The sequence below is a fragment of the Streptomyces sp. NPDC002643 genome (genome assembly GCF_053592555.1).
This window is the reverse complement of the sequence record NZ_JBSFVY010000014.1, coordinates 194,779-221,138: the sequence shown is the minus strand read 5'-3', so window position 1 is coordinate 221,138 and position 26,360 is coordinate 194,779. Positions and strand designations below refer to the sequence as shown.

The following is a 26,360-nucleotide window of genomic DNA, read 5'->3' as shown; positions in this document are numbered from 1 at the left end:
GCGGCTGTGCGGCTAGAGGCTGACGCCGACCGTCACCGGTTCGTTGACCAGGGTGATCCCGAAGGCGTCGTGGACCCCGGCGACGACCTCGCGGGCCAGAGCGAGGAGATCCTCGGTGGTGGCCTCGCCGCGATTGGTGAGGGCCAGGGTGTGCTTGGTGGAGATACGGGCGGGCCCGGTGCCGTATCCCTTGGTGAAGCCCGCCTTGTCGATGAGCCAGGCGGCGGAGGTCTTGGTGTGGCCGTCACCGGCGGCGTACGCGGGCGGGGTGACGTCGTCGCCGAGCCGGGCCCGCACGCGCGCGTGGAAGGCGGCGAACTCCTCTTCCGTGAGGATCGGGTTGGTGAAGAAGGAGCCCGCGGACCAGGTGTCGTGGTCCTCGGGGTCGAGCACCATGCCCTTCCCGGCGCGCAGCTTCAGCACGGCGTCGCGGGCGGCGGCGAGGGGGGCGCGCTCACCGGGCTCGACGCCCAGCGCCCGGGCCGCCTCGGCGTACTTGATCGGCCCGGACAGCCCGTCCGCGTCCTCCAGTCGGAACCGGACGCGCAGGACGACATACCGCTCGGGTTCGCCCTTGAAGCGGCTGTGGCGGTACGAGAAGGCGCACTCCGCGTTGGCGACGGTGACCGTTTCGCGGGCGCGGCGGTCGTAGGCGACGACCTCGGTGATGGTGGAGGAGACCTCCTGGCCGTACGCGCCGACGTTCTGGATCGGCGTGGCCCCCGCCGAGCCGGGGATTCCGGCGAGGCACTCGATCCCGGCGAGCCCGGCTTCCACGGTGCGGGCGACGGTATCGGTCCACACCTCGCCGGCGGCCAGCTCCAGCCGGGTGCCGTCGAGGTCGAACCCCTTGGTGGCGACGACCAGCGCGGTCCCGGGGAATCCCTTGTCGCCCACGACCAGGTTCGAGCCGCCGCCGATGACCAGCAGGGGCGTACCGGTGTCGTCGGCCTCGCGTACGGCGGCGATCACCTCGTCATCGGTGGTCGCCGTGATCAGCCGCCGCGCGGGCCCACCCAGCCGGAAGGTGGTCAGCGGGGCGAGGGGAGCGTCATGGAGTTCCTGCACGCGCCCAAGACTACGAGACACCACTGACAGCCAGGACGACGCGGGAGGGCGTAAGACGGCGCAGGAGGACGCAGGCCGACGCGGGACGACGTGGGAGGCACAGGACAGCTCGGGAGCACGCAGGCCGACGCGGGGCGACGCGGAAGGACGTAGGACGGCTCGGGACGACCGGAAGGACGTAGGACGGCTCGGGACGACCGGGAGGCGTAGGACGGCTCGGGACGACCGGGAGGCGTAGGACGGCTCGGGAGGACGCAGAACGCCGCCGGTCGAAGAGGCTCCCCCCGGAACTCCACACCCGCCCAACCCGTTCTGTCGGCCGGGGGCCCACAAACGCGTAAGGAGCGCCCCGCAATAGCGAACGCCCCTTACACAGCGCGGGTTCAGCTCGCACAGTCCGGCTCAGCTCACACAGCGCGCCTCACGCCAGTCGTACGACCGCCCGCGACATGCCCAGGACCTTCTGGCCGGCGCTCATCGCGGTGAGGTCGACGCGGACGGTGTTGTCGTCGAGCTTGGCGCCCACCTTGGCGCTGACCTCGATGGTGGCGCCCTCGTCGTCGTTGGGGACGATCACCGGCTTGGTGAAGCGGACGCCGTACTCGACGATCGCGCCGGGGTCGCCGGTCCAGTCGGTGACGACGCGGATCGCCTCGGCCATGGTGAACATGCCGTGCGCGATGACGTCGGGCAGACCGACCTCCTTGGCGAACTTCTCGTTCCAGTGGATGGGGTTGAAGTCGCCGGAGGCACCCGCGTACTGGACGAGGGTGGCGCGGGTCACGCCGAAGGTCTGGGCGGGCAGTTCGGTGCCGACCTTGACGTCGTCGTAGGAGATCTTCGCGGTCATGGCTTCGTCACGCCTCCTCGGCCGCGCGGGCCACGAGCTTGGTCCAGGCGGTCACGACATGCTCGCCCGCCTCGTCGTGGACCTCGCCGCGGATGTCCAGGATGTCGTTGCCGGCGAGCGACTTGATCGCCTCGATGGTCGAGGTGACGGTGAGCCGGTCACCGGCGCGCACGGGCCGCTTGTAGGCGAACTTCTGGTCGCCGTGCACCACGCGGCTGTAGTCGAGGCCCAGCTGGGGGTCGCGGGTGACCTGTCCCGCCGCCTTGAAGGTGATCGAGAACACGAAGGTGGGCGGGGCGATCACATCGGGGTGCCCGAGCGCCTTGGCGGCCTCCGGGTCCGTGTACGCCGGGTTGGCATCCCCCACGGCCTCCGCGAACTCGCGGATCTTCTCCCGGCCGACCTCGTAGGGGTCGGTGGGCGGGTAGGTCCGCCCCACGAAGGACTGGTCGAGCGCCATGGCTCGGCACCTCCTGGTTGTTCCACCTGGTTGTATCCACTGACCTGATGGCTGACCGCTCGATCGACGGACCGAGGGCTGCTGACCGAAGGTCTACTGGACCGGATCGTCTACTGGCCGGTACTGGGCCACTCAACGACGCGAGGCCGCCCCCAATCTCTTGGGGACGGCCTCGTCGTACGAGCCTGATTTATCGCGTCTCGCGGTGCGCGGTGTGCGCGTTGCAACGCGGGCAGTGCTTCTTCATCTCAAGACGGTCCGGGTTGTTACGCCGGTTCTTCTTGGTGATGTAGTTCCGCTCCTTGCACTCCACGCAGGCCAGCGTGATCTTCGGGCGGACGTCGGTGGCAGCCACGTGAGTGCTCCTTGACGAACGGATGGGATTGATTTAACGCAAGAAAGAGTAGCCGATCGAAGGACCGACCCCGCAATCGGCTACTGTCAGTAGCGGTGACCGGACTTGAACCGGTGACACAGCGATTATGAGCCGCTTGCTCTACCGACTGAGCTACACCGCTGTGATGCGATCGGTCCCACCTCGCGGTGGGGACCTTTCACACCAGAGCCCCAATACGGAATCGAACCGTAGACCTTCTCCTTACCATGGAGACGCTCTGCCGACTGAGCTATTGGGGCGAGCGATGAAGACATTACACGCCCCACGGCCGTTCGCCCAAATCCGTTTCCCGGCCCCCGTCGGCGGCTCGTCCACGACTGTTCCCGGCCTCCGTCCACGGCTCGTCCACGACGCGTCGACGGCCCGTTCAAGGAACGTCCCACCACCGTGCGGGCGGGTTCTCCCGGGCGTTCACCGAGGCCCCGTCGGTCCCGGCGGCACCACCGTTCCCAGGCCTCCCCCGCGTCCCCCACCAGGTGAACCACACCGGTACGACTATTGCGCTCCTCCGCGCCGAGGGCGTACGGCCCGCCTAGGCTCGACTCACTCTGCGTGATCTTGTGCCCCTCACCGGGCAGCCGCCGTCGCGTCCCTACGAGCCGTGTGTCCCGTCCCTACAAGCCGTGTCCGGTCCCCACCGAACCTCCAATCCCAACCCAGCCCCAACCCAGCCCCACTCCGGCCCCCAACCCAGCCGCCGACCCAGCCCTCACCGAGTCCCTGTCGAGTCCTTGGAGCACGATGCCCGACAGTCAGCCGCAGCCGTCCCCCTTCCCGTCCGGGCCGCCCTCGGGACCCGACGGGGCCGGCGCCCTGCTGTTGTGCGGGGCGCGGCTCGCCGACGGCCGTGTCGTGGATGTGCGGCTGGGCCGGGGACGGATCGAGGCGGTCGGCACGGCGGGCAGCCTGAGCGTGTGCGGCTCCGGCGTCTCCGGGTCGCCCGTGGCCCGGGTGGACCTGCGCGGTCATCTGCTGCTCCCGGCGCCCGTCGAGGCGCACGCCCATGGCGACACGGCTCTGTCCGCCGATGTCGAGGGGCCGGTCTCGTACGACGTCCAGGACGTCCAGCGCAGGGTCACCGAGGCGGCGCTGCTCCAACTGGGGCACGGGGCCACCGCGCTGCGGTCGCATGTCCGGGTGGGCGGTGTGCAGGGGCTGGGGGCGCTGGCGGCCGTGCTCCAGGCGCGGCGGGCGTTGCGCGGGCTGGTCGAGTTGACGGCGGTGGCGATGCCCCGGGTGCTGACGGGGGCGGCCGGGGCGGACGGGCTCGCGATGTTGCGGGACGCGGTGAAGATGGGCGCGTCGGTGGTGGGCGGGTGTCCGGATCTGGACCCCGATCCCGCCGGGTATGTGGAGGCGGTTCTGGAGGTCGCCTCCGAGCACGGTTGTCCGGTGGATCTGCACACCGACGCCGACGATCCGGCGCGTCTGGCTCGGCTGGCGGCCATGGCGGGTGGGCTGCGGCCCGGTGTCACGCTGGGGCCGTGCGGTGGGCTGGCGCGGCTGCCCTCCCAGGCCGCGTCCCGTGCCGCCGACCAGCTCGCGGCGGCCGGTGTGACGGTCGTCTGTCTGCCGCAGGGGGGCTGTGGGAGCGTTGAGCGGCGGGGGACGGCGCCCGTACGGCTGTTGCGGGCGGCCGGGGTGCGGGTGGCCGCGGGTGGTGGGGCGCTGCGGGACGTGTCCAACCCCGTGGGGCGCGGTGATCCTCTGGAGGCCGCGTTCCTGCTGGCCTCGCGCTGTGGGCTGCGTCCCGAGGAGGCGTACGACGCGGTGAGCGGCACGGCCCGTGCCGCGTTGGGTCTGCCTGAGGTCCGGGTCGAGGCGGGCTTCCCGGCCGAACTGCTGGCCGTACCGGGCGAACGGCTGTCGGGGGCGCTTTCGCTTGCGTACAGCCGGATCGTGGTGCACGGGGGGCGCGTGGTGGCGCGGACGAGCGCGGTACGGGAGTTCTGCGGCTCGACGGGGGCGGCGGGGGCGGGGCCGGAGTTGCCTCGGCAGGGGCGGGGGGAGCCGGCGTAGGGGTGGAGGACGGTGCTGGGTTGTGCGGGTGAGGGCCTGGACCCGGCCGTGTGGTTGAGGACTGGATCGGGCCGTGCGGGTTGGGGGGCGGGACCAGGCCGTACTGGTGTGCCGTACGGCCTGGTCGGGGTGGCCGGGGTGGCCGTCAGGCGGCGAGCATGCCGCCGCCGAAGGGGCCGCCGAAGTCTTCGGCCGGGATCTCCGTGGCGTTCTTCGGGGCCGTGAGGTCGGTGGTGTTCTTGTCGAAGGTGAGGACCAGCGGGGCCTTGGCGCCCTTGGGGTCGTCGGCGAGGACCGCGAGGTCGGTCTCCACGCGGGTGAGGTCGCCGTTCTTGAGGGTGAAGTCGACCGCGACGTTCCGGTCGGGGGCGTCCTTGAGGTCCTTGGCCGTGGGGAGTTCGGCGCCCGGCGGGAGTTCGTCCTGCAGGGGCTTGAGCTTGTCGAAGACGCCGGTGAGGAGGTCGCGGAAGTTGGCCTTGGCGGTGATGACCTCGGTGCCGTCCTCGCCCTCCTTGGTCGTGAAGTCGACCTCGCGGGCGACGACACCGCGTACGGCGTCGAGGACCTTCTTCTGGGTCTTGGCGTCGAGTTCGTCGGAGCCGCCCGAGCCGGCGCCCGCGTCCTCGGCTGCCTCCTCCATCGCGGCGGTCTCGATCTTGACCCACTCCCCCTCGAACAGCGGCCGCACGTACTGCTCGCTCTCGGGGAGTTGGTCGAGTTCGTCGTCCGTCGGGAGCGGCACGCCCATGGCGTCGCCCACGGCCTGCATATCGGCGCGGAAGTAGGTGTAGTCGCCGACGACGCGGTACTCGACGAGCACGCCGTCGTCGCCGGAGACCTTCATGCCGACGCCGACGATGTCCTTCTCACCGGAATCGGCCAGCGCCTTCTTGGACTTGACCGACACGTCCACGCGCATGCCGGTGAGGAACTTCGCCATCTCGGGCGGCAGTTCCTCGGAGTCCTTGCCCGCGAGCGCGGTGAGGTCCTCGGGTTCGGCGTCGAGTTCGAGCCCGAAGGCCAGCGACTTCTGTTCGCCCAGCCGTTCGACGGCGTTGTCGACCTTCTGTCCCGCGGTCAGATTCTGGACGGTGCCGCAGGCAGCCACCGTGACGAGCGCGGCGGCGGTGCAGCCGATCCCGGTGACGGTACGACGGATGACGGGCGCCCCGGCCGCGGATACGCGTGCCATGGACGTACGTACGACAGATGTGCGCATGACGGTGATGACGTCCCCCCGTGTGGTTCTGTGCGCTCGCCGAAACGGCGAACACCTGTGAGACATACGGGGCAGATAAATGGTTGCACGGCGAAGGTGTTCCTTCGGGCGTACGGTCGGAAGCATGCGCATTGTCATCGCTGGAGGTCATGGTCAGATCGCGCTGCGACTGGAGCGGCTGCTCGCCGCGCGGGGGTACGAGGTCGCGGGGATCGTCCGCCGCGCGGAGCAGGCCGACGATCTGCGCGCGGCCGGTGCCGAACCGGTGGTGTGCGATCTGGAGTCGGCGTCGGTCGAGGAGGTCGCGGCGCGTCTGCGGGGCGCGGACGCCTGTGTGTTCGCGGCGGGCGCCGGTCCGGGCAGCGGGTCGGCCCGGAAGGACACGGTCGATCGCGGCGCGGCCGTCCTGTTCGCCGACGCGGCGGTTCGAGCGGGTGTACGACGTCATGTGGTCGTGTCGTCGATGGGGGCGGACCCCCACCACGAGGGGCGCGAGGTCTTCGACGCCTATCTGCGGGCGAAGGGGGAGGCCGATGAGTACGTGCGGGGTCTGGAGGGTCTGGACTGGACGATCCTGCGTCCCGGAATGCTGACGGACGATCCGGGCAACGGGCTGGTACGGCTGGAGGTCGCCACCGGGCGTGGGCCGATCCCCCGGGACGACGTGGCCGCCCTGCTCGCGGAGCTGCTGGAGACCCCGGCGACGGCCGGTCTGACCCTGGAGGCGATCAGCGGTTCGACCCCGGTCTCGGTGGCGGTGAAGTCGATCGCGGGCAACTGAGGCTCGGCGAGGGGCGGTTCAGTGAGGGTTAGCGAGGGCGGGTGAGGGCGGGTGAGGGCGGGTGCCTGCCGGTGAGGGCGGGTGAGGGCGGGTGCCTGCCGGTGAGGGCCAGCGAGGGCTGGGCGCCTACTGGTGAGGGCTGGTGCGGGTCGGCGAGGCTGGTGCCTGCCAGGGTGCTCGTCGGGTCAGAAGAGTGGCAGCTGACCGGGGAACTCCGGGACGGCATAACCGTCGAGCGCGGGCTGAGCCGCCCCGAGTTGGGCGGGCCTGCGCGACCCCGGGCACGACACCAGCTCCCCACTGGCCCCGGGCGGATCATGCCGAGCGAACCGCCCCGCCACGACAGCGATCTCACGACGACATTCGGGGCAGTTTCTGCGACGGGATGACATGGAGCCAGTCTGCCTCGCGTGTGTGGAGGACTCCCCAGGATGCGCGATCCGCACCGCATCCGCATCCGGGCTGCCACCCATACTTGCGGCATATGCAAAAGGAAGACGAAGAAGCCCCTTCCGGACTGCTTTCGCAGTTCGGAAGGGGCTTCCCTCCTGTGGCGGCGCCAGGATTCGAACCTGGGTAGGCTAAGCCGACGGATTTACAGTCCGCTCCCATTGGCCACTCGGGCACACCGCCTGGGATTTGCCGCCCTTCGAACCACTTTTCGGTGGTGCTCCGTGGCGACGACGTAAACGATACCTGATGCCCAGGGGTGCTCCGCCACCTGATTGATCAGCACCCCGACGGGGCGGGGTGGCTAGGCTTGTCCGAATGCGGCCCGGGACCCGATTCCGGGCTCGGCGGTCGTCTTTGGTGCGCGCCGATTCGCAGCCGATGGTCCCGACACGCCCCCCCGATACCCCGATACAAGGAGCCACAGGACATGGCCGACTCCAGTTTCGACATCGTCTCGAAGGTCGAGCGGCAGGAGGTCGACAACGCCCTCAACCAGACCGCCAAGGAGATCTCCCAGCGCTACGACTTCAAGGGCGTCGGCGCCTCGATCTCGTGGTCCGGCGAGAAGATCCTCATGGAGGCGAACTCCGAGGACCGTGTGAAGGCCGTCCTCGACGTCTTCCAGTCCAAGCTGATCAAGCGCGGGATCTCACTGAAGGCCCTGGACGCGGGTGAGCCCCAGCTGTCCGGCAAGGAGTACAAGATCTTCGCCACGATCCAGGAGGGCATCTCCCAGGAGAACGCCAAGAAGGTGGCGAAGATCATCCGCGACGAGGGCCCGAAGGGCGTCAAGGCTCAGGTCCAGGGCGACGAACTGCGCGTCAGCTCCAAGAGCCGCGACGACCTGCAGACCGTGATCGCCCTCCTGAAGGGCAAGGACTTCGACTTCGCGCTGCAGTTCGTCAACTACCGGTAATCAGCCGGGTCGCGTCTCGGCCCTCCGATGAGCCATGGACGCCAGCCGCCGCCGACGGCCGGCCGCGGTGAGTCGTAGGGGTCGTAGGTCGTTGTGCGGAAGGGTGGACACCCGGCCGGTTTCGGTCGAGGTGCCTACTCTTCGCGCCTGTCGGCCGCGGTCTCGGGTGGACAGGCCCGCTCAGCGGCGGGAGTGGCCGAACAGGAGGCGGTAGGCGATCAGCAGCACCAGTGAGCCGCCTATCGCCGCCGCCCAGGTGGCGCCGTCGTAGAAGTCCTTCGTGATGGGGTGGTCCAGCCAGCGGGAGGAGATCCACCCGCCGATGAAGGCGCCCGCGACACCGATGAGAGTCGTGCCGATGAAACCACCCGGGTCCCTGCCCGGCAGCAGGAACTTGGCGATGGCGCCGGCCAACAATCCCAGAACGATCCAGCCGATGATGCTCATGCCGTGAACCTGCCCTTTCGTGCTGTACCTGTGCTGTGCTCGTGCTGTCTTCCCACCCGGAGAGATCCGAAGAGAACGGGTGTCCGGTCCGGGTATTCGTGTCCTGTTGTTCCGGAGGACGCCTCGGTGACGTCCGCCGGTTGCCCCGGTCAGTAGGGTGCGGCCCATGACACAGCCCGACTCGGCCGCCCAACTGCGCCGCACGCTCGGGGTCGGTGACGCGGTGGTCATCGGTCTCGGATCGATGATCGGCGCGGGCGTCTTCGCGGCCCCCGGGCCCGCTGCGCGCGCCGCCGGGTCCGGGCTGCTGCTCGGGCTCGCGGTCGCGGCCGTGGTCGCGTACTGCAACGCCATGTCGTCGGCACGGCTGGCCGCCGTGTATCCCGCCTCCGGCGGCACGTATGTGTACGGGCGTGAGCGGCTGGGCGACCTCTGGGGGTATCTGGCCGGCTGGTCGTTCGTCGTCGGCAAGACGGCCTCGTGCGCGGCGATGGCGCTCACCGTCGGCGCGTACGTCTGGCCTGGTCAGGCGCACGCCGTGGCGGTGGCCGCCGTGGTGGCGCTGACCGCCGTGAACTACGGCGGTGTCCAGAAGTCGGCTCTGCTGACCCGGGTGATCGTGGCTGTGGTGCTGGCGGTCCTCGCTTCCGTGGTGGTCGTGTGTCTGACGTCCGGCGAATCCGACGCCGGGCGGCTGGGCATCGGGGCGTCCGGTGGTGTGGGCGGAGTGCTTCAAGCGGCCGGGCTGTTGTTCTTCGCGTTCGCGGGGTACGCGCGGATCGCCACCCTGGGCGAGGAGGTGCGGTATCCGGAGCGCACGATCCCGCGCGCGATCCCCGTCGCCCTCGGTATCGCGCTGGTCGTGTACGCGACTGTCGCGGTGGCTGTCCTTTCCGTGCTGGGCTCCGATGGTCTGGGGCGGGCCTCGGCTCCGCTGGCCGAGGCGGTGCGGGCGGCCGGGGTGGAGGGGCTGGTGCCCGTGGTGCGGGTGGGCGCCGCCGTGGCAGCGCTCGGGTCGCTGCTGGCGCTCATCCTGGGTGTGTCGCGCACGACGCTCGCCATGGCTCGGGACCGGCATCTCCCCGGTGCGCTGGCCGCCGTGCATCCCCGTTTCCATGTACCGCACCGGGCGGAAGTGGCGGTCGGTGCCGTGGTCGCCGTCCTGGCCGCCACTGTGGACGTCCGGGGCGCGATCGGTTTCTCCTCCTTCGGTGTGCTCGCTTACTACGCGGTCGCCAACGCGTCCGCCTGGACATTGAGTTCGGCCCCCGTCTCACGCGTCGTGCCGGTGGTCGGGCTCGTCGGCTGCGTGACCCTGGCGTTCGCGCTGCCGGGGGTGTCGGTGGGTGTGGGCGCGGCCGTACTGGGCGCGGGCGCGGCTGCCTATGGCGTACGGCGGTGGTGTGCCGGGCGGGGGTCGGCGCAGCGCGGCTGAACCGACCTGCTCACGACCCCTGTGCTGTGATCGGTCGTATCTCGTTCATGGCTCCATGATGCCCGCCGCGACCGACAGCCGGGCGGGCCTGTGGATAACTGCCGGCGCCGCCGCGGCCGGGCCTGTGGACAACTCTCGGCGGGGCGCTCTACCGGTAGGCGAACGGGCGGTCCGACGACACGATTTCGCGGCCCAGCGGGAACAGCGAGAGCGGGACGAGCTTGAAGTTGGCGATGCCGAACGGGATGCCGATGATCGTCACGCAGAGCGCGATGCCCGTGAAGATATGGGCCAGGGCCAGCCACCAGCCGGCCAGGATCACCCACAGGACGTTGCCGAGGAGCGAGCCCGCGCCGGCACCGCGACGTTCGACCGTGGTGTACCCGAAGGGCCACAGGGCGTAGATACCGATCCTGAACGCCGCGATGCCGAACGGGATGCCGATGATCGTGATGCACAGCAGCAGACCTGCGAACAGGTAGCCGAGGAAGAGCCAGAAGCCGCTGAGGATCAGCCAGATGATGTTGAGGATGGTCTTCACTGGTGACGTCCTGCCATCTTTTCGAGTCGGGTGATGCGTTCCGCCATGGGCGGGTGGGTGGAGAACATCTTGGACAGTCCCTGGCCCGGGCGGAACGGGTTCGCGATCATCATGTGGCTCGCGGTCTCGATGCGGGGCTCCGGGGGCAGTGGAAGCTGCTTGGTGCCCGCTTCGAGCTTGCGGAGGGCGCTGGCCAGGGCCAGGGGGTCGCCGGTGAGCTGGGCACCGGAGGCATCCGCCTCGTACTCCCTGGAGCGGCTGATGGCCAGTTGGATGAGGGAGGCGGCGAGCGGGCCGAGGATCATGATGAGCAGCATGCCCAGCAGTCCGGGGCCGTCATCGTCGTCGGAGCGGCCGATGGGGATCAGCCAGGCGAAGTTCACCAGGAACATGATCACCGAGGCGAGGGCTCCCGCGACCGACGAGATCAGGATGTCCCTGTTGTAGACGTGGCTCAGCTCATGGCCGATGACGCCCCGCAATTCGCGCTCGTCGAGCAGCCGGAGGATGCCGTCCGTGCAGCACACGGCCGCGTTGCGCGGGTTGCGGCCGGTCGCGAAGGCGTTGGGGGCGTCCGTCGGGGAGATGTACAGGCGGGGCATGGGCTGGCGGGCCTGGGTGGAGAGCTCGCGGACCATGCGGTAGAGGGCCGGGGCCTCGAACTCGCTCACCGGGCGGGCACGCATCGCGCGTAGAGCCAGCTTGTCGCTGTTCCAGTACGCGTAGGCGTTCGTGCCGAGGGCGACGAGGACCGCGATGATCAGTCCCGTACGGCCGAAGAGGCTTCCTATGACGATGATGAGTGCGGACAGTCCCCCGAGGAGTACGGCGGTCCTGAGCCCGTTGTGCCGGCGGTGCACGGTACGCCCTCCAAGTCGTGCGGCAGGGGAACCCTTTGCTCGCTGTTGCTGTTGACTCCACCTCTCAGTGGACCCTCCCGTACTGGTCAACGCCAGACGGGGGGTCCTAGTTCCCTTGTGCGGGCGGGGCGGGCCGTGAGCCGTCCGGGTGGCGGCTCTGTGGCATGGGGCGGCACGTGCACTCGTACGCGTGAGTGGACGACGTGTGCCCACGCACGCGTACGGGCGGTGCTAGAAGAGGCCCGTGTCGGTGAAGCGCAGGATCAACTGCGGAGCGCCGGAGAGGGCGATGCCGACGACTCCGGTGAGGGCGATCGCGGCGGTCAGCGGGGCGGGGACTCGGTGCGGCTCGGGCTCGCCTTCGGGGGCGCGGAACAGCAGGGCCGTCCACTGGAGGTAGTAGTACAGGGCGATCACGACGTTGACGGCCATGACGACGGCGAGCCAGCCGAGGCCGGCGTCGACGGCCGCCGAGAAGACGGTGACCTTGGCGAACAGGCCGATGATGCCCGGGGGCAGCCCGGCCAGGCAGAGCAGGAAGAAGGCCATCAGCAGGGCGGTCACAGGGCTGGAGGCGTAGAGGCCTCGGTAGTCGCTGACGCGGTTGAGGGTCTTCGTGCGGCCGACGAGGGCGGCCACGGCGAAGGCTCCGAGGTTCACGACCGCGTACATCAGGGCGTAGGCGACCGTGGAGCCGATCGCCTGTTCGGCGTCGTCGGAGTAGGCGGCCGCCGCGATCGGCACCAGGAGGTAGCCGGCCTGGCCCACGGAGGACCAGGCGAGTAGGCGTACCGCGCTGTACGCGCGCGTGGAGCGCTGTTTGAGGGCGCCGACGTTGCCGACGGTCATGGTGAGGGCGGCCAGCGTGGCGAGTGCCGGGCCCCAGATGTCGGCGTACGACGGGAGGGCGACGACGGCGATGAGGATGAGGCCGGAGAAGCCGACCGCCTTGCCGACGACCGACAGATAGGCGGCCACCGGGAGCGGGGCGCCCACGTAGGTGTCGGGGACCCAGAAGTGGAACGGTACGGCCGCCGTCTTGAAGGCGAAGCCGATGAGGGTGAGGACGATGCCGGCCTGGGTGACGGTGTGCAGTTGGCTGTCGACGTCCTGGACGCGGTCGGCGATCTCGGTGAGGTAGAGGGTGCCCGTTGTGGCGTAGAGGAAGCTGATGCCCAGGAGGCTGACGGCGGTGGCGGTGACGGACGACAGGAAGAACTTCAGGGCCGCCTCGGAGGATCGTTTGTCGCCGTGCCGGATGCCCACCAGGGCGAACGCGGGCAGGGAGGCGACTTCCAGGGCGACGATGAGGGTCGCGAGGTCGCGGGAAGCGGGCAGGAGGGCGGCTCCGGCGGCGGACGACAGCAGCAGGAACCAGAACTCCCCTTCGGGGAGTTCCCTCTTGGCGTCCTTCAGGGTCGTCATCGACAGCAGGGCCGCGAGGAGGGCGCCGCCGAGGACGAGGAACTGGATGACGAGGGTGAAGCGGTCGGCGGTGTAGCTGCAGACCTCCGGGGCGCCGGTCAGGCAGAAGGTGGCCTTGTCGCCGTCCAGGAGGGGCAGCAGGGCGAGCAGGGAGAGGGCGAGGCCCGCGACCGCCGTCCAGCCGAGCAGGGCCTTCCTGGTGTCGCCCACGAAGAGGTCGGCGACGAGGACGGCGAGGCCGACGGCGGCGGCGATGGTGGGGGGCGCGATGGCGAGCCAGTCGACGGACTGGACGACGGACTCGGCCAAGGGCTGGGCCATCGGCTGGACCAGGGCGCTCATCGGGTGCCTCCTGCGAGGAGCTGCTGCACGGCCGGGTCGGTCAGGCCGAGCAGGGCCGCGGGCCAGAGGCCGGCGAGGACGGTGAGGGCGACGAGCGGGGTCCACGCGGCGAACTCGTACGTCTGTACGTCCGCCAGTCGTGGCGCCTCCTGCGCGGCGGCGCCCATGCAGACGCGGCGGACCACGATCAGCATGTACGCGGCGGTGAGGAGTGTGCCGAACGCGGCGATCGTCATGAAGGTCAGGAAGGCCGGGCGGCTGAGGCCGTCGGCAGGCTCGAACGCTCCGAAGAGGGCCAGCATCTCGCCCCAGAACCCGGCGAGGCCGGGCAGTCCGAGCGAGGCGACGGCGGCGAAGGCGAGGAGGCCGCCGAGGCGCGGGGCCTTGCCGTAGAGGGCGGCGCCGGTCTCCTGGGAAAGCGCGTCGAGGTCGGTGGTGCCGGTGCGGTCCTTGAGGGCTCCGACCAGGAAGAAGAGCAGTCCGGTGATGAGGCCGTGGGCGATGTTGGCGAACAGGGCGCCGTTCACGCCGGTGGGCGTCATCGTCGCGATGCCGAGCAGCACGAAGCCCATGTGGCCGACGGAGGAGTACGCGATGAGGCGCTTGAGGTCGCCCTTCGCGCCCTGCTTGGCGAGGGCGAGGCAGGCGAGGGACCCGTAGATGATCCCGACCACGGCGAAGGCCGCGAGGTACGGCGCGAACGTGCGGAAACCGTCCGGTGTGATCGGCAGCAGGATACGGACGAACCCGTACGTACCCATCTTCAGCAGGACACCAGCCAGTAGCACCGAGCCGACGGTCGGGGCGGCGGTGTGGGCGTCCGGCAGCCAGCTGTGCAGGGGCCACATCGGGGTCTTGACCGCGAGCCCGATCCCGATCGACAAAACGGCGATGACCTGCACGGATGCGGTCAGCTCGGGGTGATTGTCAGTGGCGAGTGCCACCATGTCGAATGTGCCCGCCTTGATTCCGATCAGGAGCAGGCCGAGCAGCATGACCACGGAACCGAGCAGGGTGTAGAGGATGAACTTCCAAGCGGCCTGCGCGCGTTGCTCACCGCCCCAGCGGGCGATGAGGAAGTACATCGGGATGAGGACCATCTCGAACGCGAGGAAGAACAGCAGCAGGTCGAGGACGGCGAAGGTCGCGAGGGTGCCGGACTCCAGGACGAGCAGCAGCGAGACGAAGGCCTTCGGGGACGGGCCCGTGGGCATCTTGAAGTACGAGTAGAGCGCGCACAGGAAGGTCAGCAGCGCGGTCAGGAGCAGAAGGGGGAGGGAGATGCCGTCGATGCCGAGGTGGATGCGCACGTCGAGTGCGGGAATCCAGCTGATGTCCGTGCTCGCCTGCATTTTCGACGGCTGGTCGTGGTCGAAGCCGAGCGCGAGGACGATCGCGGCGATGAGCACCGCGCCGGTCACGGTGACGCCGTGGCGGAGCACGGCCTGCCCGGGCGATTTCCCCTTCAGCCCGGGCGGGGGTGGCAGGAGAGCGGCGGCGGCGCCGATGAGCGGGCCGACGACGACGAACGCCAGAAGGAACTGCATCACGGACTCGTTGATATCGATCACGCCTGCTCACGCTCCCGTGGCGACGACGAGGACGGCGACCACCAGGACGACGGTGCCGGCGAGCAGCGCGCTCACATAGGTCTGCACATTGCCGGTCTGTGCCCGGCGTACGGCCGCGCCCAGCAGGCGCGGCAGAGCGCCCGCGCCGCTGACGTAGGTGTCGACGACCTCGCGGTCGAGGAACCGGACGAGACTCGCTCCGGCCTGGACCGGGCGGACGAAGAGGGCCGTGTACACGGCGTCGAGGTGGAAGCCGACGGCGGCGTGGCGGTACAGAGGGCCGAGCAGGAGGCGGCCAGGGTCCGTCGGGTCGGGTGCCGAGGCCACGTCTCCGTAGGCGGGCGCGTGGCTGGCGATGGCCTCCGCCTCGACCGTGCCGGCATCCGCTTCGGGATGGGCCGCGACCGCGCCCATGGGGGTACGGGCCGCTGCCGCCGAGGTGTACCGCCAAGCCGCGTACGTCAGGAGCCCGCCGGTGAGGGCGATGCCGGTGCCGAGGACCGAGGTGGTGAGGGTGGGGGCGAGTTCGCCGCCGTCGAACCAGCCGGGGAGCGTGCCGTAGGAGAGCGCGCCCAGGGCGAGGGACGGTACGGCCAGCACCCACAGCACCACGGTCATGGTGAGGGGCTGGCGGCCGTGGTCGGGGGCTTCGGCGCCCCGGCCCCGGAAGGAGAGCAGCCACAGGCGGGTGGCGTACGCGGCCGTGAGCAGGGCCGTGAGGAGGCCTGCGACGAGGACGGTCCAGCCGACGGCGCCGGGGACGTGCTCGGTGTGGCCGGTGGCGGCGTGCTCGGCTGCTCCGAGGACGGACTCCTTGGAGAAGAAGCCGCTGAAGGGCGGGATCGCGGCGAGGGCGAGGAGAGCGACGGTCATCGTCCAGTAGGCGTCGGGAACGCGGGCGCGCAGGTCGCTCATGCGGGACATGGCGGCCAGGGAGTTGGTCCCGGCGGCGTGGATGATCACGCCGGCGGCGAGGAACAGCAGGGCCTTGAAGGCGCCGTGGGAGAGGAGGTGGAAGACGGCGGCCTCGCGGTCGCCCACGGCGAGGGCGCCGGTCATGTAGCCGAGCTGGCCGATCGTCGAGTAGGCGAGGACGCGCTTGATGTCGTCCTGGGCGAGGGCGGCGAGGCCCGAGCCGACCATGGTGACGGCGGCCATGACGGCGAGGACGACCAGGGCCGCCGAGGAGGCGGCGAAGACCGGGAGGAGACGGGCGATGAAGTACACACCGGCGGCGACCATCGTCGCGGCGTGGATCAGCGCGGAGACGGGGGTCGGGCCCGCCATCGCGTCGGGGAGCCAGGTGTGCAGCGGGAACTGGGCGGACTTGCCCGCCACACCGGCGAGGAGCAGCAGGGCGATCAGTGTCGGATGGTCGAGGCCGCCTTCGGCGACGGAGCCGAGGATGCGGGTGATGCGGAACGAGCCGGCGTCCGTGGCGAGGGCGAACAGACCGATCAGGAAGGGGACATCACCGAGCTTGGTGACCAGGAAGGCCTTGAGGGAGGCGGCGCGGGCCTCCGGGGTCTCCCAGTAGTGGCCGACCAGGAAGTACGAGCAGATGCCCATGATCTCCCAGCCGACCAGGAGCACCATCAGGTCGCCGGAGTAGACGACGAGGAGCATCGCGGAGGTGAAGAGGGAGACAAGAGCGGCGTACGAGGGGTAGCGCGGGTCGTCGCGGAGATAGCCCGTCGAGTAGATCTGCACGCAGGTCGCGACCAGGCAGACCAGGACGGCGACGAGGGCGGCGAAGCCGTCGATGTGCAGGGCGAGTTCGATGGGGATCGAGCCGGTGGGCGTCAGCTGGGTGGCGGCGTTCACGGCCTGGTCGCCGCCCTGGCGTAGGGCGACCACGACGGCCAGGGCGAAGGCGGTGAGGGTGGGCAGTACCGCCAGGGGGCGGACGAAACCGGGGGCGGTGCGGCCGAGGAGCAGGCCGGCGGCGGCGCCGAGGAACGGGAGAAGGGGGACGAGGACGGCGAGGGTGGTCGTGGTCACGCGGTGGCCTCAGCCTTCTCGGTCCGTCCGGCCGGCTCGGCCTGGTCGGCCTTGTGGGCGTCGCTGTCGGAGTCGGGGCCATCGGTCCCGGGGCGCTCGGCGGTGTCGCGGAGCTTGTCGATGTCGGCGGTGCCGCGGTTGCGGTGGACGGCGAGGACGATCGCCAGGCCGATGCCGATCTCGGCGGCGGCGATGGTGATGGTGAACAGGGTCAGGGCCTGACCGGAGTGCAGGGTCTCGTCGGCGGCCTCGCTGAGCCAGACGTCGAAGGCGACGAGGTTGAGGTTGACGGCGTTGAGCATCAGCTCGACGGACATCAGGACCAGGATCGCGTTGCGGCGGGCGAGGACTCCGTAGAGGCCCGTGCAGAAGAGGAGGGCGGAGAGGACGACGGGGTAGGCGAGGTGCATCAGGGGGTGCCTCCCTCGACTGCCTTGGAATCCTCGGGCGACTGTGCCCGTGCGGCCTGTTCGGACCGTTCGGCCTGATGGGCGAGTTCGGTCTGCTGGGCCTGTCCGACCCGTTCGGTCTGTTGGGTCGGATCAGCTGAATCGGCCGGTTCGGATGGATCAGATGGGTCGGCTGATTCGGTGGTTTCGGCCGTCACGGAGGGGTTCTTTCGCCCGATCGGGTGATTCCGGGAATTCGGGATGGATGGGGAACCACCGGTCGCGGCCCGGGAGTTCACAGGGGGAGAGCTCGACTCCGCCCTCTTCTTGCGGGAGAGGACGATCGCTCCGACCAGGGCGGCCAGGAGGAGGACGGAGAGGGCCTCGAAGGGGAGGACCCAGTTCTGGAAGAGGCTCTCGCCGGTGGTTTCGGTGGAGCCGGCGGTGGGGTCGTCGAGGCCGATCCAGGTGGCGCGGAAGGCATCGACCACGACCCAGACGAGGGCGGCGGCAGCGGCCGCAGCGACGGCGAGGGCGGCCCACCGGTTGCCGGAGTCGGCGTCCGGGGAACGGCCGATGGGGGCCTTGGTGAGCATCAGACCGAAGAGGAGGAGGACGACGACGGAACCGACATAGATGAGGACCTGCACCCAGGCGATGAACTCCGCGGTGAGGAGGAGGTATTCGACGGCGAGGCCGCCGAGGGCCACGACCAGCCAGAGGGCGGCGTGCACGAGCTGGCGGGTGGTGACGGTGACGATCGCGGCGCCGAAGGTGACCAGGCCGACGAGGAGGAAGGCGATCTCGACGCCGGTCGGGGAGAGGAAACCTCGGGTCTCGACGGCGGAGAGGGGCAGTGTGGGGTGCGTCGTGGCGGCGAGGGCGGACGCGGCTGCGGCGGGACTCACGAGGCCCCCTCCCCCGGCTCGGTCGGCTTGGGCGACTCGGACTGCTTCGGCGGCTCGGTCGGCCCGGGCCGGGTGGTGGGGCGGGAAGCCTGCTCCGGGTGAGGAGGCTGGTCCGGCTGCTGCGTGGCGGCCAGCTTCTCGGCGGTCTTGCGGGCGGCGGCGATCTCCTTCGGTTCCTCGGCGGCGGGGTCGAGGGCCGGTGGGGCGGGGACGGTCCACATCCACTCGCGGAGCTTGTCGCGTTCGTGGGTGAGTTCGTGGATGTCGGTCTCGGCGTACTCGAACTCCGGGGACCAGAAGAGGGCGTCGAAGGGGCACACCTCGATGCAGATACCGCAGTACATGCAGAGGGAGAAGTCGATGGCGAAGCGGTCGAGAACGTTCCGGCTGCGCTCGCGGCCACCGGGGGCGGCGGGCGGGACGGTCTCCTTGTGGGAGTCGATGTAGATGCACCAGTCCGGGCACTCACGGGCGCACAGCATGCAGACCGTGCAGTTCTCCTCGAAGAGGCCGATGACGCCGCGGGTGCGGGGCGGCAGCTCGGGCTGGGTGTCCGGGTACTGCTCGGTGACGGACCTACGCGTCATCGTGCGGAGGGTGACGGCCAGGCCCTTGGCGAGGCCGGAGCCGGGGATCGACAGGCGAGGCCGCCCGGAGGGCGTCGTTGCGGAGTGGTGGCCGAGCGACGGGCGGGACATCAGAGGAACACCACCTTGACGACGCCGGTGAGGGCGATCTGGGCGAGAGAAAGGGGGACGAGGAGGGTCCAGGAGAGTTTCTGGAGCTGGTCCTCGCGCAGGCGGGGATAGGTGACGCGGAGCCAGATGACGAGGAAGGCGAGGACTGCCGTCTTGAGGAGAGTCCAGACCCAGCCGAGGCCGTCGGCACCGCCGGGGCCGTGCCAGCCGCCGAGGAAGAGGACGGTGGTCAGACCGCACAGGACGACGATTCCGGCGTACTCGGCGAGGAGGAAGAGAGCGAAACGGAGGCCGGTGTACTCGGTGTAGGCGCCGAAAATGATCTCGGAGTCGGCGACGGGCATGTCGAAGGGCGGGCGTTGGAGTTCGGCGAGGCCGGCGACGAAGAAGACGATGGCGCCGACGATCTGCCAGGGCAGCCACCACCATTCGAAGGCGTCGAGGATGCCGGGGAGGGAGACCGTTCCGGCCGCCATGGCGACGGAGGCGGCCGTCAGGAGCATGGGGAGTTCGTAGGCGAGGAGTTGGGCGGCGGTGCGGAGGCCGCCGAGGAGGGAGAACTTGTTGGCGGAGGCCCAGCCGGCCATGAGGGAGCCGAGGACGCCCACGCCCATCACGGCGAGGACGAAGAAGATGCCCGCGTCGACGACCTCGCCGACCGCGCCCTCGCCCGGGCCGATGGGGATGGCCACGAGGACGAGGAGGTAGGGGAGGAGGGCGACGGCGGGGGCAAGTTGGAAGATGCGGCGGTCCGCGCCGGCCGGGACGACGTCTTCCTTCTGGGCGAACTTGACGCCGTCGGCAACGAGTTGGGCCCAGCCGTGGAAGCCGCCCGCGTACATGGGGCCCAGGCGGCCCTGCATATGGGCCATGACCTTGTGTTCGGTCTGGCCGATGATCAGGGGGAAGGTGAGGAAGACGACGAAGACGAGGAGGAGTCGCAGGGCGACGTCCAGGGCGTCGTTCACTGCGGGCCTCCTGTGGGGGCTTCGGGGTCGGGGTTCTCGGGGGTCGGGGTGACGGTGTCGCCGCGCGGAGCGTCCGTGCCGGTGGCGGCCGGGTCGGGGCCAGCCGGGTCGGGGGCAGCCTCGTCCGGGGACTCGGTGGGGAGGGGCTTGGCTGCTGAGGGTTCCTCGGGTGACCTGGGCGGCTGTGGCGTGGGCTCGGGCTGGGCCTTGGACTCGGGCTCGCGCAGGGCGTGAGGCGCGGGTTCGGTGTCGGCCCCGGCCCCGGGCTTGGGCTCGGTGTCAGGCGCGGGTTCGGCCTCGGGTGCCAGTTCGCCATCGTGCCTCGCCTCGGCCTCGGGGGCGGGCTTGGCCTCGGGCGCGGGCTCACGGTCGGTGTCGGCCCCGGGCTCAGGTGCGGGCGCGGGTGTCGGCTCGTCGAAGGCCGGGCGGGCGTGGTGCCAGGGGGCGTCCGCGCTACGGGGGGCGGGGCGTGAGGGGGTGGGGCGCGTCGGCTCGGTCGGGGCCGAGGGTGCGTCGGGGGTTGGGGCACCCGGAGTCGAGGGTGCCGAGGGCTTGTCGGCGCGGGGCGGGGCCTCGGGGGGCTGGTGCTGGCTGGCCGAGCCCTCCGAAGCGCTTCGGCTACGGCGCGGTGACGCCGGGGGCGTCGGCGGGCCGGTCGGGGTGCCGGGTGCCGCACCGGGGGCGTTCTGGCTGGCGGAGCCCTGGGCAGCGGTGCGGGTGCGGCGTGGGCGAGGGGACGCCGGAGGGGACGGCTCGCCCGGGGTCGAGGGCTCGGGTGGTGTGCTCTCGGCCGGGGGCTGGCTGGCGGAGCCCTGGGCGGCCGTGCGGGTGCGGCGTGGGCGAGGGGACGCCGGAGGGGACGGCTCGCCCGGGGTCGAGGGCCGGCTGGTGGAGTCCTCTGTTGTTGTGCGGCGGGGGGCTGCGGTTCGGGTGGGGCGGGTGGGGGGTGGGGGGAGTTGGCCCTTTTGGGGGCCCCATTCGTTGGGGTCGGGGACGCCGGGGGGGAGCATTTGGCGGCGCTTGGGGGCGCCGTGGGCCGTACCGGCTGCGGGCTCGCCCGGTTCCTTGGCGCCGGGCCAGGGCTTGGCGACTCGGGCGGCGAGGACGAAGTCCTTGCGGAGGGGGTGGCCCTCGAAGGTTTCGGGGAGGAGGAGGTGGTCCAGGGCGGGGTGGCCCTCGAAGCGGACGCCGAACATCTCGTGGGTTTCGCGTTCGTGCCAGGCGGCGCCGGCGTAGATGTCGACGGCGGTGGGCAGGACCGGGGACTCGTGGGGGACGGTGGTGCGGAGGAGGAGGCGTCGGACGGGGGCGAGGGCGACGACGTGGGCGGAGACGCGGAAGCCGGTGCCGGGTTCGTCGACGGCGCTGAGCCAGTCGAAATAGGTGCAGCCCAGGGTGGTGTGGGCGGTGCGCAGGGCCTGGGGCCAGGTGGTCGGCGGGACGTCGACGGTGAGGACGTCGTAGGACTCCTCGGCGGTGGCGTCGGGGCCGAAGAGTTCCTCGACGGGGGCGGGGAGCCAGCCGGTCATGGGATGGCCTCCCCGGTGTCGTCGCCCGAGGTGGCGGGGCCCGTGCCGGCGCCGGATGCGGGAGCCGGGGGCTTGACCAGGTCGCTCTGCAGGGCTGAGACCGAAGGGCGCGGGGCGTCGCCGTAGCGCTCCCCCAGTGACTCGCGGGCGATCTTCTCCTGGAGTTTGAGGATGCCCTGGAGGAGGGCCTCGGGGCGGGGTGGGCAGCCGGGGACGTAGACGTCGACGGGGATGATCTGGTCGACGCCCTTCGTCACGGAGTACGAGTCCCAGTAGGGGCCGCCGCAGTTGGAGCAGGCGCCGAAGGAGATGACGTACTTCGGTTCGGGCATCTGCTCGTAGAGGCGTTTGACGGCGGGGGCCATCTTGTCGGTGACCGTGCCGGAGACGACCATCAGGTCGGCTTGGCGGGGTCCCGGGGCGAACGGGATGACGCCGAGGCGGATGAAGTCGTGGCGGGCCATCGAGGCGGCGATGAACTCGATGGCGCAGCAGGCGAGGCCGAAGTTGAAGACCCAGAGGGAGTAGCGGCGACCCCAGTTGAGGATCACCTTCATGGGTTCGGGCGCGAGGCGGGCCAGGGCGCCGAGCCGCTTGGGTTCGGGGAGCGGGACGGGGGTGGTGCCCGCCGCGTCCGCTGTCGGCGATGCCTTCGATGTCTTTGGCTTTGGGGTCACGTCCATGCCAGGACCCCCTTCTTGTATGCGTAGAGCAGGCCCACGGCCAGGAAGCCGAGGAAGACGAACATCTCCACGAGGGTGGTAGCGCCGTAGCCGTCGCGGGCGAAGACGGTGGCCCAGGGGAAGAGGAAGATCGAGTCGATGGCGAAGATGACGTAGAGGAAGGCGTAGACGTAGTAGCGGACCTGGGTGTGGGCCCAGCCCTCCCCTACGGGGTCGACTCCGCACTCGTACGTCAGGAGCTTCTCCCGCGTGGGTACCTCGGGGCGCAGGAGTCGGCCCGCGCCGAAGGCGATGGCCACGAAGAGCACGCCGATCGCGGCGAGCAGTCCGACCACCGAGTAGGACTGGAAGTAGTCCGCCGCGATCACGTTCCCCGTGTGCTCCGCGCGCTCCGCCGTGACGGCGACGACGGTCGGTTCCGGCACGTCCGCCCCTCGTTCCCTGACTGACTGACTGATTGACCTGGTTGACCTGGTTGACCCTGACTGACCCCGATCGACCTGACGGATTCGGCTGACCTGGCTGATCCGGCTGGTTCTGATCCGGTGGCTGTACGTACGCGAGACGTACGGCGTTGCATCCGTCGCTGTTCGACGATCTGTACGCACGGGAGTCTAGGCCCTGCTAAAGAGACCGTAAGCAGGCCGTCACGGCTCGGCATGTGGGGGTGGGGTTTTCCCCAGGGGGGCGGGGCGGTTCGCCTCATGGCGTCGGTGGGGGTTCGGCGGGCAGGGTGAGGGGTATGACCGCGCCCCGCTTCGATTCCTCGTCGTCCTCGGCTTCGCCATCGCCCTCGCCCTCGCCCTCGCGCTCATCGGCTTCGGCTTCGCCCTCGTCGGCTGGGCCTTCGTCCTCGTCGGCCTCGGCGGCTTCGGGCTCGGCTTCGGGCTCGTTCCCGTCGGGTGGGGCCAGGCGGTCGTACGGTCGGGTGTTGCCGTCGAGTCATACGCCCGCCGAGCCGTTGCCGCCGCCTCGTGTCGCGTTCGAGGCGCGGACGTGGAAGGAGATCGCGCATCTGCTGCTGAACCTTCCGATGGCCGTGCTCGGGTTCGTCTTCGTGGTGACGGCGCTGTCCACCAGCGTGTTTCTGACGTTGACCGTGATCGGGTTTCCGCTGTTGGCCTCCGCGTTGATGGGTGCGCGGCAGTTGGGTCGGCTGGAGCGGATGCGGGCGCGGGAGTTGCTCGGGGTGCGGGTGGACGAGCCGAGTCCGTTGCCGTTGCGGGGTGGCGGGGAGGGGTTCTTCGCGCAGGTGTGGATGAGCGTGAAGGACCCGGTCGGCTGGCGTTCGATGCTGTATGAGCTGATCCGGCTGCCGTGGGGGATCGCGACGTTCGTGATCACTCTTGTGGGGTTGTTCGTGGCGTGGCCGGTGCTGCCGTTCGTCGTGCGGGGGCTGGCGAATGTGGATCGGGTGATGGTACGGGCGCTGTTGTCGCCGTCGGACGAGTTGGAGCGGCGGATCGCCGAGCTGGAGTCGGATCGGGGGGTTGTGGTGGACACCGCCGCGGCCGATCTGCGCCGGATCGAACGGGATCTGCACGACGGGGCGCAGGCTCGGCTCGTGAACCTCGCGATGGGGCTCGGGCTCGCCAAGGAGAAGCTGCTGGAGGACCCCGATGCCGCCGCCTCGATGGTCGAGGAGGCGCATGGCGAGGTGAAGCTGGCGCTTCAGGAGCTGCGGGATCTGGCTCGCGGTATCCATCCGGCGGTGTTGACGGACCGGGGGCTCGATGCGGCGTTGTCCGCGGTGGCCTCGCGGTGTACGGCGCCGGTGCAGGTGAGTGTCGAGCTTGTGGCTCGGCCTGCGGCGGCCATTGAGGGGATCGCTTACTTCACTGTTTCCGAGTTGCTGCAGAACGTGAGCAAGCACAGTGGGGCCAGGACGGCGGCGGTGGATGTGTGGCGGGCCGGTGATCGGTTGTTGATCCAGGTGTGGGACGACGGGCGGGGTGGGGCTCGGTTGGACGGGGGGAGTGGGATGGCGGGGTTGGCGGAGCGGCTGGGGGCGGTGGATGGGTTGTTCATGGTTGATTCGCCTGTGGGTGGGCCTACGACTATTACGGCTGAGTTGCCTTGGAGGGGGCGGTAGTTGGGGGCAGGGGGTGGCTTGGTACGGGGGTGGCCGGGGGGGCCTTGGGTATGTGGGTGACCGGGGTCTTGGTGAGGGGGTGCGTGGGGGCGTGCCTTGGTGGGTGGGTGCCCGGGGGTGGGGCTGGGCGGGCGTGGGTTGCGCTTGCCGGCGCTGACAGGGTGCCGCTGCGCCCACCCGTGCCGCCCCAGCGGCACGATTGCCCGCAGCTACGACGGGCTACGACGACTGCCGCGTGGGTGCCGCCCCAATAGAAGCGACTGCCTGCCCGCAGCTGCGACGACTGCCGGGTGGGTGCCGCTCCAGTAGCGCGACTGCCCGCAGCTGCGACGACCGCTGGGCGGGTGCCGCCCCAGCGGCACGACTGTGCGCGGCTACGACGACCGCTGCGTGGGTGCCGCCCCAATAGAAGCGACTGCCTGCCCGTAGCTGCGACGACCGCTGGGCGGGCGCTGCCCCAGCGGCACGACTGTGCGCGGCTATGACGACCGCCGGGTGGGCGCTGCCCCAGCGGCGCGATTGCCTGCGGCTACGACGACCCTGGGCGGTCGTTGCCCCAGCGGCGCGACTGCCCGCAGCTGCGGCGACCGCTGCGTGGGGTGCCGCCCCAGTGGTGCGATTGGACGCGGCTACGGCGGTGGGTGGGTGGTCAGCGCGGCGGTGTGGCTGTCCGCAGTTGTCTGGGGGTGGGGGGTGGGGAAAACCCCCGGGGCGAGACGCCGACCTGCTCCATGGTTGTGGAGGGGTGCGGAGAGGAGGGTTGGGGGTACGAGCTGGTGGTTTGTGTGGGAGGGATGGGAACGGTGATGGCTTCGGAGTACGGGTACGGGAGCTGGGGCGAGGAGCGGCGGCGTCATCGGCTGCCGGCGGGGGTTCGGGCGCCGTTCGAGGGGCGGACCTGGCGGGAGTTGGCGTATGTGGTGCTGAGCCTGCCGCTGGGGATTCTGATGTTCACGTACGCCGTGACCATGCTGTCCGTCGGCGCCGGGCTGCTGATCACCTTCATCGGCGTACCGGTGCTCGCCGCGGCGCTCGCCGGGTGCCGGGGCCTCGGGGCGTTGGAGCGGGTTCGCGCTCGTGCCCTGCTCGGTGTGGAGGTCGGGCCGCCGGAGCCGTTGCGGCCGAAGGGGCACGGGGCTCTCGCGTGGATGGGGGCCGTTCTGCGCAGCGGGTCGTCCTGGCGGCAGTTGCTCTACTCCGTCATCCAGTTTCCGTGGTCGGTGTTCTCGTTCGTCGTCGCGGTGACGTTCTGGACGTATGGATGGGCGCTGCTGACGTATCCGCTGTGGTTCTGGGTCTTCCCGGTGTGGGCCGGGCAGGACGGGCTGCAGCTCTACGGGGACGAGACGCACTCCGTGTATCTCGACAACCCGTTCGAGGTGACCATGACCGCGCTGGTGGGGCTGCTCTTCACCATGGCCACGCCGTGGGTTCTCCGGGCGCTCACGATGGTCGACCGGGTGCTGGTGGGTGCGCTGCTGGGGCCGTCGCGGCTCGGGGCTCGTGTGGTCGAGCTGGAGTCCGACCGGGGGGTCGTCGTGGACACCGCTGCCGCGGATCTGCGCCGGATCGAGCGGGATCTGCACGATGGGGCACAGGCACGGCTGGTGGCGTTGGCCATGGATCTGGGGTTGGCGAGGGAGAAGCTGGCGGAGGACCCCCGGGCGGCGGCGCGGATGGTGGACTCGGCGCACGGGGAGGTCAAGACCGCGCTTCAGGAACTGCGGGACCTGGCCCGGGGGATTCATCCGGCCGTGTTGACGGATCGGGGTCTGGACGCGGCGCTCTCGGCGGTGGCGTCACGGTGTGCCGTGCCGGTCGTGGTGGATGTGGAGCTGCCGGGGCGGCCGGTGCCGGCGATCGAGGGGATCGCCTACTTCACCGTCTCCGAGTTGCTGCAGAACGTGAGCAAGCATGCGGGGGCTTCGCGGGCGACCGTGGATGTGTGGAAGGTGGAGAACCGGCTGTTGCTGCAGGTCATGGATGACGGGGTGGGGGGCGCCGAGGTCGGGGCGGGGTCCGGGTTGGCGGGGCTGGCCGAGCGGTTGGGGGCCGTGGACGGGGTGCTCGTCGTGGACTCGCCGGCGGGTGGTCCTACTCGGGTGACGGCGGAGTTGCCCTGGCGGGTGTGATGGGCGGGCGGTGGGTGCCTTGCGGGCGGTCGCTTCCTTGCGGAGAGTGACTTCCCGGCGGAGGGTCGCTGCCTTGCGGGCGGACGCTTTCTCGCGGGCGGTGACTGCCTTGCGGACGGTGACTTCCTGGCGGGCGGTGACTTCCCTGCGGACCGTCGCTTTCCTTTGGGTGAGTG

Annotated in this window: 25 protein-coding genes and 3 tRNA genes; 6 read left to right on the top strand and 22 right to left on the bottom strand. The window is 70.5% G+C overall.

The features are described 5' to 3' along the window. Window positions 1-12: 12 nt before the first annotated feature. The 6 genes from ACWD4G_RS22795 to ACWD4G_RS22770 form a co-directional block, all read right to left on the bottom strand. A complete protein-coding gene (locus tag ACWD4G_RS22795; protein WP_451296155.1) occupies window positions 13-1,068 on the bottom strand; it encodes a UDP-N-acetylmuramate dehydrogenase in 1,056 nt (351 codons plus the stop codon). Window positions 1,069-1,489: 421 nt separating this feature from the next. Continuing rightward, window positions 1,490-1,918 (bottom strand): MaoC family dehydratase, encoded by a 429-nt coding sequence (locus ACWD4G_RS22790; RefSeq protein WP_451296154.1) that lies wholly within the window; start codon window positions 1,916-1,918, stop codon window positions 1,490-1,492. A gap of 7 nt (window positions 1,919-1,925) precedes the next feature. Further along, window positions 1,926-2,378 carry an FAS1-like dehydratase domain-containing protein gene (locus ACWD4G_RS22785; protein WP_451296152.1) on the bottom strand — a complete coding sequence of 151 codons (453 nt, stop codon included), beginning with the start codon at window positions 2,376-2,378 and terminating at the stop codon, window positions 1,926-1,928. Between the two features lie 190 nt (window positions 2,379-2,568). Then, a complete protein-coding gene (rpmG, locus tag ACWD4G_RS22780; RefSeq protein WP_003948671.1) occupies window positions 2,569-2,733 on the bottom strand; it encodes a 50S ribosomal protein L33 in 165 nt (54 codons plus the stop codon). A gap of 90 nt (window positions 2,734-2,823) precedes the next feature. Further along, window positions 2,824-2,896 (bottom strand) — tRNA-Met (locus ACWD4G_RS22775). A 45-nt stretch (window positions 2,897-2,941) separates the two neighbouring features. Next, window positions 2,942-3,014: transfer RNA gene (locus tag ACWD4G_RS22770), tRNA-Thr, on the bottom strand. 502 nt (window positions 3,015-3,516) lie between these two features. Here ACWD4G_RS22770 and ACWD4G_RS22765 point away from each other — a divergent pair. Next, window positions 3,517-4,794: an amidohydrolase family protein gene (locus ACWD4G_RS22765; RefSeq protein ID WP_451296150.1), complete on the top strand. Its 1,278-nt coding sequence runs from the start codon at window positions 3,517-3,519 to the stop codon at window positions 4,792-4,794. A gap of 145 nt (window positions 4,795-4,939) precedes the next feature. On the opposite strand, the gene ACWD4G_RS22760 is transcribed toward ACWD4G_RS22765, so the two are convergent. Further along, window positions 4,940-5,986 (bottom strand): hypothetical protein, encoded by a 1,047-nt coding sequence (locus ACWD4G_RS22760; protein ID WP_451296148.1) that lies wholly within the window; start codon window positions 5,984-5,986, stop codon window positions 4,940-4,942. Between the two features lie 151 nt (window positions 5,987-6,137). Here ACWD4G_RS22760 and ACWD4G_RS22755 point away from each other — a divergent pair, with 151 nt between their 5' ends. Then, window positions 6,138-6,794 carry an SDR family oxidoreductase gene (locus ACWD4G_RS22755; RefSeq protein ID WP_451296146.1) on the top strand — a complete coding sequence of 219 codons (657 nt, stop codon included), beginning with the start codon at window positions 6,138-6,140 and terminating at the stop codon, window positions 6,792-6,794. Window positions 6,795-6,979: 185 nt separating this feature from the next. Here the strand turns inward: ACWD4G_RS22755 and ACWD4G_RS22750 are convergent, their stop codons facing one another. Beyond that, window positions 6,980-7,186, bottom strand: coding sequence for a hypothetical protein (locus ACWD4G_RS22750; RefSeq protein ID WP_451296144.1), 207 nt, complete (start codon window positions 7,184-7,186; stop codon window positions 6,980-6,982). A 159-nt stretch (window positions 7,187-7,345) separates the two neighbouring features. After that, window positions 7,346-7,427 (bottom strand) — tRNA-Tyr (locus tag ACWD4G_RS22745). 247 nt (window positions 7,428-7,674) lie between these two features. Here ACWD4G_RS22745 and ACWD4G_RS22740 point away from each other — a divergent pair. Beyond that, a complete protein-coding gene (locus ACWD4G_RS22740; protein WP_451296142.1) occupies window positions 7,675-8,163 on the top strand; it encodes a YajQ family cyclic di-GMP-binding protein in 489 nt (162 codons plus the stop codon). A gap of 180 nt (window positions 8,164-8,343) precedes the next feature. On the opposite strand, the gene ACWD4G_RS22735 is transcribed toward ACWD4G_RS22740, so the two are convergent. Then, complete coding sequence (locus ACWD4G_RS22735) at window positions 8,344-8,610, bottom strand: GlsB/YeaQ/YmgE family stress response membrane protein (RefSeq protein WP_451296140.1); 267 nt, start codon at window positions 8,608-8,610, stop codon at window positions 8,344-8,346. 166 nt (window positions 8,611-8,776) lie between these two features. Between ACWD4G_RS22735 and ACWD4G_RS22730 the strand changes: the two genes are divergently transcribed. After that, window positions 8,777-10,045: an APC family permease gene (locus tag ACWD4G_RS22730; protein ID WP_451296138.1), complete on the top strand. Its 1,269-nt coding sequence runs from the start codon at window positions 8,777-8,779 to the stop codon at window positions 10,043-10,045. A gap of 148 nt (window positions 10,046-10,193) precedes the next feature. On the opposite strand, the gene ACWD4G_RS22725 is transcribed toward ACWD4G_RS22730, so the two are convergent. The 12 genes from ACWD4G_RS22725 to ACWD4G_RS22670 all read right to left on the bottom strand — a co-directional run bounded on the left by ACWD4G_RS22725 (window position 10,194) and on the right by ACWD4G_RS22670 (window position 22,385). Then, a complete protein-coding gene (locus ACWD4G_RS22725; protein ID WP_451296136.1) occupies window positions 10,194-10,586 on the bottom strand; it encodes a YccF domain-containing protein in 393 nt (130 codons plus the stop codon). Next, window positions 10,583-11,446 (bottom strand): zinc metalloprotease HtpX, encoded by an 864-nt coding sequence (gene htpX, locus ACWD4G_RS22720; protein ID WP_451296134.1) that lies wholly within the window; start codon window positions 11,444-11,446, stop codon window positions 10,583-10,585. The genes ACWD4G_RS22725 and htpX overlap by 4 nt, the downstream gene beginning before the upstream one ends. A gap of 231 nt (window positions 11,447-11,677) precedes the next feature. Beyond that, window positions 11,678-13,213, bottom strand: coding sequence for an NADH-quinone oxidoreductase subunit N (locus ACWD4G_RS22715; protein ID WP_451296132.1), 1,536 nt, complete (start codon window positions 13,211-13,213; stop codon window positions 11,678-11,680). After that, complete coding sequence (locus ACWD4G_RS22710) at window positions 13,210-14,784, bottom strand: complex I subunit 4 family protein (protein ID WP_451296130.1); 1,575 nt, start codon at window positions 14,782-14,784, stop codon at window positions 13,210-13,212. The genes ACWD4G_RS22715 and ACWD4G_RS22710 overlap by 4 nt, the downstream gene beginning before the upstream one ends. Window positions 14,785-14,790: 6 nt before the next feature. Continuing rightward, complete coding sequence (locus ACWD4G_RS22705; protein WP_451296128.1) at window positions 14,791-16,785, bottom strand: NADH-quinone oxidoreductase subunit 5 family protein; 1,995 nt, start codon at window positions 16,783-16,785, stop codon at window positions 14,791-14,793. Beyond that, on the bottom strand, window positions 16,782-17,195 hold the full coding sequence (nuoK, locus tag ACWD4G_RS22700; RefSeq protein WP_451296126.1) for an NADH-quinone oxidoreductase subunit NuoK: 414 nt from the start codon (window positions 17,193-17,195) through the stop codon (window positions 16,782-16,784). Before nuoK ends, ACWD4G_RS22705 begins: the two co-directional genes overlap by 4 nt. After that, window positions 17,195-18,031 (bottom strand): NADH-quinone oxidoreductase subunit J family protein, encoded by an 837-nt coding sequence (locus ACWD4G_RS22695; RefSeq protein ID WP_451296247.1) that lies wholly within the window; start codon window positions 18,029-18,031, stop codon window positions 17,195-17,197. Before ACWD4G_RS22695 ends, nuoK begins: the two co-directional genes overlap by 1 nt. 47 nt (window positions 18,032-18,078) lie before the next feature. Next, on the bottom strand, window positions 18,079-18,780 hold the full coding sequence (locus ACWD4G_RS22690; RefSeq protein ID WP_451296124.1) for a 4Fe-4S binding protein: 702 nt from the start codon (window positions 18,778-18,780) through the stop codon (window positions 18,079-18,081). Continuing rightward, window positions 18,780-19,748 carry a complex I subunit 1/NuoH family protein gene (locus tag ACWD4G_RS22685; RefSeq protein WP_451296122.1) on the bottom strand — a complete coding sequence of 323 codons (969 nt, stop codon included), beginning with the start codon at window positions 19,746-19,748 and terminating at the stop codon, window positions 18,780-18,782. The genes ACWD4G_RS22690 and ACWD4G_RS22685 overlap by 1 nt, the downstream gene beginning before the upstream one ends. Further along, entirely contained in the window at window positions 19,745-21,277 is a 1,533-nt protein-coding gene (locus ACWD4G_RS22680; RefSeq protein WP_451296120.1) for an NADH-quinone oxidoreductase subunit C, read from the bottom strand. Before ACWD4G_RS22680 ends, ACWD4G_RS22685 begins: the two co-directional genes overlap by 4 nt. Continuing rightward, complete coding sequence (locus ACWD4G_RS22675; protein ID WP_451296118.1) at window positions 21,274-21,960, bottom strand: NADH-quinone oxidoreductase subunit B; 687 nt, start codon at window positions 21,958-21,960, stop codon at window positions 21,274-21,276. The genes ACWD4G_RS22680 and ACWD4G_RS22675 overlap by 4 nt, the downstream gene beginning before the upstream one ends. After that, complete coding sequence (locus tag ACWD4G_RS22670; RefSeq protein WP_451296116.1) at window positions 21,951-22,385, bottom strand: NADH-quinone oxidoreductase subunit A; 435 nt, start codon at window positions 22,383-22,385, stop codon at window positions 21,951-21,953. Before ACWD4G_RS22670 ends, ACWD4G_RS22675 begins: the two co-directional genes overlap by 10 nt. Window positions 22,386-22,891: 506 nt before the next feature. Between ACWD4G_RS22670 and ACWD4G_RS22665 the strand changes: the two genes are divergently transcribed. Together ACWD4G_RS22665 and ACWD4G_RS22660 are read left to right on the top strand one after the other, a co-directional pair. Beyond that, window positions 22,892-24,052 carry a sensor histidine kinase gene (locus ACWD4G_RS22665; protein ID WP_451296114.1) on the top strand — a complete coding sequence of 387 codons (1,161 nt, stop codon included), beginning with the start codon at window positions 22,892-22,894 and terminating at the stop codon, window positions 24,050-24,052. An 806-nt stretch (window positions 24,053-24,858) separates the two neighbouring features. Further along, window positions 24,859-26,184: a sensor histidine kinase gene (locus tag ACWD4G_RS22660; RefSeq protein ID WP_451296112.1), complete on the top strand. Its 1,326-nt coding sequence runs from the start codon at window positions 24,859-24,861 to the stop codon at window positions 26,182-26,184. The last annotated feature ends 176 nt before the right edge of the window (window positions 26,185-26,360 follow it).

Bases quoted from the DNA above. Each gene is read 5' to 3' on its own strand.
- ACWD4G_RS22790 (WP_451296154.1), bottom strand. From the start codon at position 1,918: ATGACCGCGAAGATCTCCTACGACGACGTCAAGGTCGGCACCGAACTG.
- ACWD4G_RS22785 (WP_451296152.1), bottom strand. From the start codon at position 2,378: ATGGCGCTCGACCAGTCCTTCGTGGGGCGGACCTACCCGCCCACCGAC.
- ACWD4G_RS22765 (WP_451296150.1), top strand. From the start codon at position 3,517: ATGCCCGACAGTCAGCCGCAGCCGTCCCCCTTCCCGTCCGGGCCGCCC.
- ACWD4G_RS22760 (WP_451296148.1), bottom strand. From the start codon at position 5,986: ATGGCACGCGTATCCGCGGCCGGGGCGCCCGTCATCCGTCGTACCGTC.
- ACWD4G_RS22755 (WP_451296146.1), top strand. From the start codon at position 6,138: ATGCGCATTGTCATCGCTGGAGGTCATGGTCAGATCGCGCTGCGACTG.
- ACWD4G_RS22750 (WP_451296144.1), bottom strand. From the start codon at position 7,186: ATGTCATCCCGTCGCAGAAACTGCCCCGAATGTCGTCGTGAGATCGCT.
- ACWD4G_RS22740 (WP_451296142.1), top strand. From the start codon at position 7,675: ATGGCCGACTCCAGTTTCGACATCGTCTCGAAGGTCGAGCGGCAGGAG.
- ACWD4G_RS22735 (WP_451296140.1), bottom strand. From the start codon at position 8,610: ATGAGCATCATCGGCTGGATCGTTCTGGGATTGTTGGCCGGCGCCATC.
- ACWD4G_RS22730 (WP_451296138.1), top strand. From the start codon at position 8,777: ATGACACAGCCCGACTCGGCCGCCCAACTGCGCCGCACGCTCGGGGTC.
- ACWD4G_RS22715 (WP_451296132.1), bottom strand. From the start codon at position 13,213: ATGAGCGCCCTGGTCCAGCCGATGGCCCAGCCCTTGGCCGAGTCCGTC.
- nuoK (WP_451296126.1), bottom strand. From the start codon at position 17,195: ATGCACCTCGCCTACCCCGTCGTCCTCTCCGCCCTCCTCTTCTGCACG.
- ACWD4G_RS22690 (WP_451296124.1), bottom strand. From the start codon at position 18,780: ATGTCCCGCCCGTCGCTCGGCCACCACTCCGCAACGACGCCCTCCGGG.
- ACWD4G_RS22680 (WP_451296120.1), bottom strand. From the start codon at position 21,277: ATGACCGGCTGGCTCCCCGCCCCCGTCGAGGAACTCTTCGGCCCCGAC.
- ACWD4G_RS22675 (WP_451296118.1), bottom strand. From the start codon at position 21,960: ATGGACGTGACCCCAAAGCCAAAGACATCGAAGGCATCGCCGACAGCG.
- ACWD4G_RS22660 (WP_451296112.1), top strand. From the start codon at position 24,859: ATGGCTTCGGAGTACGGGTACGGGAGCTGGGGCGAGGAGCGGCGGCGT.